Origin of the sequence: Pontiella sp. (assembly GCF_041622395.1) — a bacterium.
In the GTDB taxonomy this organism is placed as follows: Bacteria; Verrucomicrobiota; Kiritimatiellia; order Kiritimatiellales; family Pontiellaceae; genus Pontiella.
Genome location: NZ_JBFJYW010000164.1, coordinates 1 through 8,608, shown reverse-complemented (window position 1 = coordinate 8,608; position 8,608 = coordinate 1). Strand labels below are relative to the sequence as shown.

The window sequence follows — 8,608 nt, the reverse complement described above, 5'->3', positions numbered from 1 at the left end:
CCGCTCCCTTGAAGCTCGCCTGGCCCTGGATCTCGATCTCCTCGAGCGTTTCGAGGCAGTCGCAGAAAAAGGTCGGGCAAATGACGGCAAGCTGCTTGATGCCTTTGGCGGGCAGTTCCCGCAAAACGGCGTCGGTGTAGGGCGCCAGCCATTCGGCGCGGCCGAGGCGCGACTGGAACGAAACCGAATACCGGTCTTCCGGAATCCCCGCCGCTTCAACGATGGACTGGGTGGTGGCCAGGCATTGGTGCCGGTAGCACGTGCCGTGCGCCTCCGAGGGAACCTGGCAACAATCGTCGACCTTCAGGCAGTGCGCGCCCGTCGGATCGGTTTTCTTGAGTTGCCGCGTCGGCAGGCCGTGGTAGCTGAACAGGATGTGCTCGTCGACCGTTTTCAGCGCCTCGGCCAGCGGTTGGATATAGCTCGGCTCCCGATAAAAGGGCGGAACCACGCGCAGCTTGGCGCGGCCCTTGATCGCCTTTTTCACGCCCGCCACGCACGAGCCGACGGTGGCCGCCGCATACTGCGGGAACAGCGGCAACAGGCCAATCTCCTCCACGCCCTGCGCCAGCAGGTTTTCGACGGCCTGCTTGAACGAGGGGTTTCCATAGGCCATGCCCAGCTCGACCCCGAGCCCGTCGGCCAGCTGCCTGCAGTGGTGGATCAGCGGCGAGCCGTGGTCGGTCCAAACGGCCTGATAGGCCTCGGCCGACTTCGCGGGGCGCTTGGGCAGGATGGCCCACTTCACCAGCGCGTAGCGCAAGGGAAACGGAAGGTCGATCACGAACGGATCCATCAAGAACTCGTTCAGGTATACCCGGACCGCGTCCTCGGTCGGCGCCTCCGGCGATCCGGTGTTCATTAATAAGATTCCGCGCTTCATGAACATGAGTTAAACGCAAAAGCGCCACGTTCGCAAAGCAACGCGAAGGAAATCTTCTTTGCGATGCTCAGCGTTCTTGGTGGCTGTGCGTCGAGGTTGTTTGGATCATTCGTTTGGCGACGCCGATCCCGGAAAGAATGGAGTTGGATACCGAGATGCCGTCGCGGTAGTGGCCCGCAAAATGGATGCCCTCGAAGTCGGCCTCGACCTGCGTCATGTGGTTGAGGAACTTTTCATAGCCCACGACATACTGCGGGATCGCCTTGGGCCAAACGCTCAGTCGCTGGTACTCCGGTTGGCCATCGAGCCCGAGCAGGTCTTGCAGATCCTTCAGCGTCTGGGCGAGCAGTTCGTCCTGATCGAGCAGCGCGCGCTCGGGCGACTGCGATCCGCCGATAAACACCGTCAGCAGCGCCATGCCGCCGGGCGCGCGGCCGGCAAAGATGGAGGAGGGGAAGAGGGCCCCGAGCGAAAAGCGGTTTTCGATCTTGGGAATCAGCATGCCGAATCCGTTGAGCGCATGCATGAACTGGTTGAGCCCGAAGCCCAGCGACAGGCTGGCTACGGGCGGGTAGTGGATCTCGGAAAACATTTCCAAATCGAACGGGGCATTCAGCTCGGTCTGCGCGTGGGCCGGAATGGCGATGACCACATCGGTGAACTCCTCGTGGCAGACCATCCACTTGCCTTTGTCGAGCATCTGTATTCCGGTAACGGGGGTGTTGAGGCGGATGGCGTCGCCCAGCTTGGCGGCGAGTTGGTTCGGCAGCACCTCCATCCCGTCGTCGAAGGTGAACATGTGCGCGTCCTTCGAGGCCACCTCTTGGCGTTGCTTGCGTTCCTTCGCCCCCTTGATCGCCCCTTTGATCAGCGATCCGTATTTCTGTTCGAGCGCATAAAGCTTGGGGAAGGCGTGGCAGGTGGAGAGCTTGGCGGGGTCGCCGGCGTAGACGCCGCTCACGAACGGATTGATGGCATAGTCGAGGAATTCCTGCCCAAGACGCCGCACCACGAAATCGGCCAAACTCTCGTGCTCGTTCGACTTGCTCCGGATGAACGGTTCGCGCATCAGCCGCAGCTTGGCCCTGGCCGAAAAGGCATCCGAAAAGAAAAAGGAGCTCGGCGAAGTGGGCAAGGCAATGGGTTTGCCGTCGCGGACGATGAAGCGGTTTTTGGATTCCGCTTTGGCCGGGAGTTTGTTGCCTTCGATCCCCAGCCGGGCAAACAGCTTGCCGAGGTCCGGGTGCGTGTCGAGGATCGAGTTCGGCCCGCACTCCACCAGAAAGTTGTCTTCCTTCACGGTCTTGATGCACCCGCCAACGCGGTTCGACGCCTCGAACACCGTGCAGTCGATTCCCTTTTGCTTCAGCTCATACGCGGCCGTCAGCCCCGTAATTCCCGCTCCTATAATCGCTACCTTTTGCATGGGGATAATCTAATCGCGAATGAGTGCCAATGCACGCGTAGAAATCAATGAACGAAAGCCGGGTGCCCTGCCCGGCGGCTACACGGTCTGGGAGTAGCGGCCTTTGGGCTGCTCGCCCTGGAGGTAGGCATCGAACCGCATGGCGACGATGCGGACGAACAGGCGGCCGAGCGGGGTGACGTGCAGCCCGTCGGGGGCGCGGCGGACCAGGCCGTCGGCCTCGAGGTCGTCGAGCGAGGCGATCTCGGCCTTGAAATAGTCGGCGAAGTCGATGCCGATCTCGTTCGAGAGTTTGGCGTAGTCGATGAAGAGGTTGCACATGATGTGCATGATGGCGGCATAGCGGATCTGGTCCTCGGCGGTCATGGCGTAGCCGCGCAGGATCGGCAGGCACCCTTCGTCGAGCGGAGCATAGTAGGCGGCGAGCTCTTTCTGGTTTTGCTGGTAGGTGCCGTTGATGTGCGAGATGGCCGACATGCCGAAGGCATGGATGTCGACGCCCTTGTGCGTGCTGTAGCCCTGGAAGTTGCGTTGCAGGGTTCCGTGGGCGAGGGCCTGCGCCATGGCGTCGTCCGGTTTGGCGAAGTGGTCCATGCCAATGTAGACGTAGCCTTCGTCGGTCAGTTTTTCGATGGTCAGCTGGAGCAGGCGCAGTTTGGTTTCGGCGTCGGGCAGGCAGTCCTCGAACGCCTTCTGGAACGGTTTTACCCAGGGGATGTGCGCGTAGCTGTAGATGGCGAAGCGGTCCGGGGAAAACAGCAACACTTCGTCTAGCGTGCGGTTGAAGGATTCGACGGTTTGGTTCGGCAGGCCATAGATCAGGTCGAAGTTGATCGACTCCATTCCATTTCCGCGCAACCAGCGGCAGCAATCGGCGATCATGTCCAGCGGCTGGATGCGGGCGACGGTCTGCTGTACTTTTCCGCAGGTGTCCTGCACGCCCAGCGATGCCCGGTTGAAGCCCGCCCGTTGCAGCGCCTTCGCCTTTTCGGGCGTCAGCGAGCGCGGGTCGATCTCCACCCCGGCTTCGGTCGTTCCGGCCATGGCATAGTGGGTGCGGATCAGCGCGCCGAGTTGTTCGATCTCTTCCGGCTGGAAAAAGGTCGGGGTTCCGCCGCCGAGCTGGATCTGCACGACTTCGGAGCCTTCGGCGGCCTGAGCCTTTCGGAGTTTCATCTCGCGCTCGAGGTAGCCCAGATATTCCGCGCTCTTGCTCGTGTCGCCGGTCACGATGTTCGTGCAGCCGCAGTAAAGACATTGGGTGGCGCAGAAGGGCAGGTGGAAATAGAGCGAGAGCGGGCGCGGGGCGTGAGCCGTGGGCGGCGAGGGTTCGAAGGCCTCGGTAAAATGCGTGGCCGGGGGATAGGAGGTGTAGCGCGGCCCCGGAACGTTGTATTTGCGGAGCTGGTCGAGGCTGACGGAGATTGGGCTCATTCGAAGGCTTGTACGGTTTGGGCGACGGCTTGGATGGTTGCGAGGTCCGCTTCGGGCGGGACGCCGTGGCCGAGGTTGAAGATGAAGCCGTTGCGGCCGCGCATGCTTTCGCAGATGCGGCGGGCCTCTTCGGCGGCGGAGGCGGGTTTGGCAATCAGCAGGGCGGGGTCGAGATTGCCCTGCACGGCGACGTCGCCCGGCACCGCCCGCGCGGTTTCGCGCAGGTCGATGTTCCAGTCGATCCCGAGCACGTTGGCGCCGGTTTGCACGACCTGTTTCCAGTTGTGGTGCACCTGCCGGGCAAAGACGATGGTGGGAACCTCGCCGCCGATGGCGTCGATGATCTGCTGCATCCAGAGGCCGGAAATCTTCCACCAAAGATGGGGGGGCAGCGTGCCGCCCTGGCTGTCGAACAGTTGGATGACATCGGCTCCGGCGGCAATCTGCGCCTTGAGATAGACGATCGTGGCTTCGGTGATTTTGCTCAGCAACGCGTAGAAGAGCTTGGGCTCGTCGTGGAGCATGGCGCGCGAGCGCAGGTTTTCGCGCGAGCTGCCGCCCTCGACCATGAACGAGGCCAGCGTCCACGGGGAACCGGCAAAGCCGATGATGGCGCGCTCGTTGCCGAGTTCGTTGCGGACGAGCTTGATGGCTTCGGGCGTGTAGGAAATGTGGTCGAGCACGTTTTGCGGGTCGAGCTTGTCGATGTCGGCCTTGGAGTTGAGCTCGAAATCCATCTTTACGCCGCCTTGGTCGAGCAGCTCGTATTTTTGGCCCATGGCCTCGGCAATCACGAGAATGTCGGAAAAAATGACGGCGGCATCGTAGCCGAAGCGGCGGACGGGCTGGAGGGTCACTTCGGCGGCGAGCTCCGGATTCTGGACCAGCTCGGTGAAGCGGTAGCCTTCTTTGAGCTTCATGTATTCGGGCAGGCTGCGTCCGGCCTGGCGCATCATCCAGATGGGCGGTCGGTCGGTGGCTTCGCAGCGGCAGGCGCGCAGGAAGCGCTCGCGGGAGGTGATGGTCGTTGTTTCGGTCATGCGTGGGGTTATGGCACAATTCCGGTCCTGTTCTCGACAAAAAAAAGCCCCAACACCGTTTCCGGCGATTGGGGCCCAGGAGGAGATGATGTCAATCAGTTGGCTTTCACGGCGTCGAGTTCGATTTCGAACAGCAGGTCGTGGCGGCACACGTCGGCATGCGAGATGGCAACCGGCAGTTCGGGCAGGTTGTTTTCGAGGCAGTATTTTTCCAGCAGGTGCGCTTCTTCCGCATCCTTGAAGTAGGCGATGGCGCGGCAGGTGTCGGCCCAGTCCATATCGCGCGATTTGAGGATGGCGTGGACGACTTCCATGGTCAGCTTGATCTGCTTTTCGGTGTCGTCGAGATGGACGGTCTTGCCGCCGGGTTCGATGCTGGCGGTGCCGGAGATGGTCAGCAGGCGGGAGCCGGGCTGGTCCACTTCGACCGCGCGGGCGAACGAACTCTTGTAGTCGACGGCCGGGCATTGCAGCGGGGACGGAACGGTGAAAATCTTCACCTGGTCGTTCTTGGGCTTGACCGCCCACAGCGCGCAAACCATCTCTTCGCCGGCGGCCGAGCCGGCACCGATGCCGGTGCTGGCGGGCACCATCTTCTCGAACGTGCCGCGCTCCTTGAAGAACTGGGTGCGGACGACGTTGAACTCGTCGTACCACTCGAGCAGGTTGTTCAAATAGATCCAGGTGCGGGCGATGTCGGTGAATTCCATGTCGGCCTGCTTCAGCAGGGCTTCCATCTTTTCGAAAACGGCGCGGGCCTGTTGCTCGCGGCCGAGCGTCAAGTCGTCGGCGCGGATGTCGCCGAGCAGGCAGTAGCGCGCATCCGCCGTGTCGTACCAGTTGCCCACCTTGCGGTCGCCGTCCATCACCGGATGCAGCTCGGTGCCGGAAATGGCAATGAACTGGGTTCCCGTGATCGTCGAGCCGGAGCAGGCGTCGCCGTGCAGCAGCGTGAGCGGCCAATCGAGCTGCTTGATGGCGGAGACGGCCTGCGGATAAAACTGGCGGCCGCCGAACAGGTATTGAAAGGCGATCTTGGCGCCGCGCGCGGCCATTTCGGCGGAAACGCGGTCGAACACCGCGTGCATCGTCGATTCGGTGGCTTGGGCGGTGGTGAAATAGGCCTTCACGCCGTCGTGGGGGAATTCGACGATCTGCAGGCTGTTGGTGGGGTTGACGATTGATTCTTCCATAGGTTCGGCATCTTTCATTTGCCCGGTCTTCTGGCTGGGCTTATTCACTCTAGCAGCAGTTAACATACCAGACTCCTTTCGGCCGTTCCCGTTTTCCGGTCCGGACCACACCTACTGAGACGCCTTGCGTTGAGGGTTGTGGACAGGGGCGCGGCCAAGAGGTTCGCGGCATGGGGAAACGGCGGTCTGGCGGCACCGCGCTAGCGGGCCAGGAACCGTCCGGCGCGGTTGCCCGTCGGCCGGCCGTCGGCCAGGGTGTGGCAGCCGTTCACGAAAACGTGCCGCATGCCGCCGGAGAGTTGGTGCGGGTGGGCATAGGTGGTGTTTTCCCGCACCTGCGCCGGATCGAAAACAACGATGTCGGCGGCATGGCCCTCCTTCAGCAGGCCCCGCTTTTTTAGGCCGAACTGCGCGGCGGGCAGGGCGGTCATTTTGCGGATCGCTTCGGGCAGCGGAACGGTTTTCCCGTCGAGGGCGGCGCGCAGGAATTTCGTATGGCTACCGTAGGCGCGCGGATGGGGATGGTCGCTGGACAGCGGTCCGGTGGGCGCGCGCATCGAGCCGTCGGAACCGATCGAGACATAGGGTTCGGCCAAAACCTTCCAGAGGTTTTCCTCCGCCATGCTGAAAAAGATGCCGCCCGTCTTCAGGTCGTCGGCATCGATCAGGTGCAGCAGGGCATCGACTTCGTTCAGCTGCAAGGCCTCGGCGACTTCCGTCAGGTAGCGGCCCTTGAACGCCTCGAACTGCGTCGACCCGATCATCACATTGTCCCAATGGCCCGGCGGATGCGCGAGCAGTTCGGTGCGGATCTTCTTTCGCGTTGCCGGGTCGCGTACCCGCTCGAGAATCGCGTCGCGCCCGCCATAGCTGGCCCACTGCGGCAGGCAGATGTCGAGGTCGGTCGAGCCGGCGGTGTAGGGATAGCGGTCGGATCCGATTTCGACGCCGGCCTGCGCCGTGCGGATCTTTTCGAGGGCGAGCCCGAGTTTGTTCCAGTTGGATTGGCCCGACGCCTTGAGATGCGAAATTTGCAGGCGGGCGCCGGCGCGTTCGGCGATGTCGACCGCTTCGTCGATCGCTTCGAGCAGACCGCCCGATTCCGACCGCATGTGGGTGGCGTAGAGCCCGCCGCGTTGGGCAACTATCCGGGCCAGTTCAATGAGCTCCTCGCGGGAGACGGCCGAGCCGGGCGGGTAGGCGAGGCCGGAGCTGAGGCCGATGGCGCCTTCGTCGAGCGCCTGTTCCAAGGCGTGGCGCATGGCGTTCAGTTCATCCGGCGTGGCGGAACGCGGATCGTAGCCGCAGATCCCCGCGTGCAGCGTGTTGTGGCCCACCAGCAGGGCGGCGTTGATCGCCGGGGAGACGGTGTCGTAAAGGTGCCGGTATTCGCCGACCGTGCCCCACGGAAGCGTGCCCACACTTGCGCAAGTGTGCGCATCGGGCAGTTGGGCATACTCCTTGTCGAGCCAGTCGGCGGGCAGTTGGTAGGCCCCGTTGAGCGGGGCGGCCGATGCGCCGCAGTTGCCGCATATTTCCGTGGTGATGCCCTGGTGGATCTTGGAAGCGGCGCTGGGTTCGATCAGCAAATAGGTGTCGGAATGGGAGTGCGCGTCGATAAAGCCGGGGCAAACGGTCAGTCCGGTCGTCTCGACGCGTTTATCGCACTTGGCCACCGAAAGTTCGCCCATTTTTGTAATGCAATCGTTGTTAATGCCGATATCGCAACGGGTAGGGGGTTTGCCGCTCCCATCAAAGATCGTGCCGCCGGAGATGATGATTTCGAAGTCCATGGGGCGGATTCTACCGGTCTATCGGCAAAATCGGAGGAAAAACGGGGCGGGATCGGGGGTTGCGGGTCTTTGAGATACAAATATGTATCAATCAGCATCAGAAAAACAAAAATGATGAATAAAATTCAAGGCAACCAAATGTGTCCCGGCGATTTTAAAAATTCGTAAAGCATTGCCGGGCAATAGGTAGCGTCCGGCGGGGCGCCGTAAAAAAAGCCGTTGGCACACCTGTTGCGAAAGGGGGCTTCCATAAGTCGCGAACATGGTGTTCGGGCAAGTTAGAAAGGAAACCTCGTGGAGGATGTAAGGATGAAAATGAAATGGTTCAAAATTACGGCATTGATCGCTGCGGCGGTGGTGCTGGGGATGGCGGCGCCCGCAATGGCGCAAGAAGCCGCCGCCGAGGCGGAGCCCGTATTCGATGCGGCTGCCGCGATTAACGAGACCGCTTATGCGATAGACAACATGTTCCTGTTGCTGGGGGCAATTCTCGTTCTCTTCATGCAGGCGGGTTTTGCCATGGTTGAGTCCGGATTCAACCAAGCGAAGAACACGGTGAACATTCTGTTCAAAAACCTGATGGATCTGTGTATCGGTATGATTCTCTTTTTTGCCGTCGGTTTCGGTATCATGTACGCAGGATCATATGGTGGTGACGTGAATCCGTATTTCAATTTCGGTGGTTTTGGAATTTATGAAGCTGGAGCTGATTTCGTTGCTGAAGCAGGGGCGTTGGCTCCGCAGGTCGACTGGTTGTTCCAGGTGGCCTTTGCCGCCACGGCCGCCACGATTGTTTCGGGTGCGGTTGCCGGACGCCTCAAGTTCCATGCCTATCTGGT

The 8,608-nt window shown here is 61.5% G+C and carries 6 protein-coding genes and 1 pseudogene; 1 reads left to right on the top strand and 6 read right to left on the bottom strand.

Features of this window, described 5'->3' with window-relative positions; translation table 11 throughout:
* The 6 genes from ABYO54_RS10400 to ABYO54_RS10375 all read right to left on the bottom strand — a co-directional run.
* Positions 1 to 862, bottom strand: an 862-nt coding sequence (locus ABYO54_RS10400) for a ferrochelatase (RefSeq protein ID WP_372808181.1), incomplete at its 3' end; no start/stop codon positions are given.
* Between the two features lie 88 nt (positions 863 to 950).
* Positions 951 to 2,309, bottom strand: a complete 1,359-nt coding sequence (gene hemG, locus ABYO54_RS10395; RefSeq protein ID WP_372808180.1) for a protoporphyrinogen oxidase — start codon at positions 2,307 to 2,309, stop codon at positions 951 to 953.
* 78 nt (positions 2,310 to 2,387) lie between these two features.
* Positions 2,388 to 3,743 carry an oxygen-independent coproporphyrinogen III oxidase gene (gene hemN, locus ABYO54_RS10390; RefSeq protein ID WP_372808179.1) on the bottom strand — a complete coding sequence of 452 codons (1,356 nt, stop codon included), beginning with the start codon at positions 3,741 to 3,743 and terminating at the stop codon, positions 2,388 to 2,390.
* Complete coding sequence (gene hemE, locus ABYO54_RS10385; RefSeq protein WP_372808178.1) at positions 3,740 to 4,783, bottom strand: uroporphyrinogen decarboxylase; 1,044 nt, start codon at positions 4,781 to 4,783, stop codon at positions 3,740 to 3,742. Before hemE ends, hemN begins: the two co-directional genes overlap by 4 nt.
* A gap of 95 nt (positions 4,784 to 4,878) precedes the next feature.
* Positions 4,879 to 5,976, bottom strand: coding sequence for a Rid family hydrolase (locus ABYO54_RS10380; RefSeq protein ID WP_372808177.1), 1,098 nt, complete (start codon positions 5,974 to 5,976; stop codon positions 4,879 to 4,881).
* Between the two features lie 200 nt (positions 5,977 to 6,176).
* Entirely contained in the window at positions 6,177 to 7,769 is a 1,593-nt protein-coding gene (locus tag ABYO54_RS10375; RefSeq protein WP_372808176.1) for an amidohydrolase family protein, read from the bottom strand.
* Between the two features lie 309 nt (positions 7,770 to 8,078).
* Between ABYO54_RS10375 and ABYO54_RS10370 the strand changes: the two are divergent.
* Positions 8,079 to 8,608, top strand: a pseudogene (locus tag ABYO54_RS10370) (ammonium transporter); the annotation flags it as partial.

What these genes read in the sequence shown, in the direction of transcription:
- hemG (WP_372808180.1), bottom strand. Translation starts at nt 2,309, where the DNA reads ATGCAAAAGGTAGCGATTATAGGAGCGGGAATTACGGGGCTGACGGCC.
- hemN (WP_372808179.1), bottom strand. Translation starts at nt 3,743, where the DNA reads ATGAGCCCAATCTCCGTCAGCCTCGACCAGCTCCGCAAATACAACGTT.
- hemE (WP_372808178.1), bottom strand. Translation starts at nt 4,783, where the DNA reads ATGACCGAAACAACGACCATCACCTCCCGCGAGCGCTTCCTGCGCGCC.
- ABYO54_RS10380 (WP_372808177.1), bottom strand. Translation starts at nt 5,976, where the DNA reads ATGGAAGAATCAATCGTCAACCCCACCAACAGCCTGCAGATCGTCGAA.
- ABYO54_RS10375 (WP_372808176.1), bottom strand. Translation starts at nt 7,769, where the DNA reads ATGGACTTCGAAATCATCATCTCCGGCGGCACGATCTTTGATGGGAGC.